The 1,897-nt window shown below is 40.6% G+C and carries 2 protein-coding genes; both read right to left on the reverse strand.

The annotated features are described in order from the left end of the window. Positions 1 to 992: hypothetical protein (locus tag CWB98_RS24275; RefSeq protein WP_212751163.1), on the reverse strand; the 992-nt coding region annotated here is incomplete at its 3' end. Between the two features lie 16 nt (positions 993 to 1,008). Then, the coding region (locus tag CWB98_RS24090) for a hypothetical protein (RefSeq protein WP_171045742.1) at positions 1,009 to 1,897 on the reverse strand (889 nt) is incomplete at its 5' end.

Genomic DNA, 1,897 nt, shown 5'->3' on the forward strand with positions numbered 1-1,897 from the left:
GAGCCATTGTCGCCTGAGCCATTGTCACCCGAGCCATTGTCGCCTGAGCCACCATCTCCAGGGTTACCTGAATCATCAATTGCACTTTTAAAAGTGTATGCCGTAACTTCTATATTTTCTGCCGCAAGCTCAGCGGCTAAAGTCGTCATTTGATCATTAAGGGCAGCAAACAGTTCATCACGTCTGGCTTTAGTTATTGGCTCATAAACATTATTTGTTTTATCAGCTTGCAACTCGTCAATGTATTTTGTGATTTCTGCTCTTTTTTCATATAGCTTTTCGTAAAGTTTTTGCTTATCAGCAATCGAGATCCCTTCAATCATGGCTGACGCTTCTTTTAATCTGCGATTATGCAAACCATTTATGCGTACTTTTTCACCATTAACGGTGTTTGAGTTACTTGAATAAGCGATTTGGTAGTATGCTTCAGCCCAGTTTTTATCTTTCAATGCCTTTGAGATACCTGGCCCCACCATAGGAGAGCCACCATTAAAGGTCAAAGAAATCAGCACCGCCTTTCTCGTATCCGATAAACCATCAAATACGGCTTGTGCAGCAGCTCTGTCTCCATCCAGATTATTATCTAGTCCATCAATTGCCAGCTTTTGGTAAGTAGGCAGGATGCCATTGAATACAGCTTCCATACTGCTGGTGTCATCAGGAAAAGCAAAGGTTTCCTCTGGAATGGAGTTATCAAGCCGTTTGTCATCCGCCTGGTAAATTTTTAATACATCGTTGACTTCTTTTATTCGGTCATCTTTATTAGACTCTGTCCATTCCCTTCTAAATATAGTTTCCAAACTTAATTTTAATGTATTAAAGTCCGCCTCTGATAGAGATGTTGTAGAGTAATTAAACTGTTCGAGTATGGCCTCTAGTACTTTTTCTTCTCTAAGGTTAAAACCGACGCCAATGGTGGGGATGCCTTTTGAATCGATATAGATAGTTGTGACTGCGTCTTCATGGTTTTTAATTTCGGTGAATAAACTCATTTTAATCTTCTAATCTTTATTTATTTAACTTGTAGGAACATACCGGAGTGGCGCCGTAGGTGTTTTTTGAACTGATATGCCCTGAAAATTCAGCAATTGAAAACCAGGTGCTATGATTAAGGTCTGGTATATTCTTAAAGCTCATCCCGCTAGGGTAAGTTGGATATATTTTATCCTGATATATTAAAATTCGGCCTTTAGCACTAAAAGTACCTTTTTTATAATTCTTTTCTAAAATGGTGTAACTACTGTAAAAACCGTTCATTTCTGCTTGCTGTAACTGTTGTTTTTTTGTCATGGCTTCCCATTGCTTAACTCGGCTCCTTGACATACTAACAACATCCACATCATTCCCTGCCTCGCCTTTTTCAAGCGGTCTACAAGTTTGTAGAGGCATTAACCTTCGAATGACATGTTCTTTCTTGCCATCATTATTGGCATCAAAAAACGCTTCACCGAGTCGGAAGTAGCCTAGTTGGTAATCCTTTTCTCTCTCAGGCCAAGTTTGCTCCCAAGCCTGTCTGCCGCGGTATATCAGTTGGTCAATTTCTTTAATTCTTTCCCCTTCGATAGGAGTAAACACCAACTCTCTAATATCCGGGTTATGTATGGTAGGTAATTTACAGGACAGTAATTCATCCCAGGGGCTTTGGTTAAGCTCAGCCAAAAAGGCTTCACACAACCCATTATCCAAATGATTTCTAGAGAGTTTAAAACGTGGCAGGTGCAGCTTATTACCAGCATGATGTTGTGTGTATGTTTTGGTTGCTGGCTGCTTAGTAATTTCAGCGTTCTGTTTGGGCTCAGCTATAGCACGCGTGAGTCGCTGAACGCTGTCTGCTCTGACTTTGGTCGAAAAAAGCTGAACAGATAGTGTGTAAGCTGCGAGCGCAGCCTCTTTATTT

This window comes from Pseudoalteromonas rubra (genome assembly GCF_005887115.1).
Taxonomy (GTDB): Bacteria; Pseudomonadota; Gammaproteobacteria; order Enterobacterales; family Alteromonadaceae; genus Pseudoalteromonas; species Pseudoalteromonas rubra_F.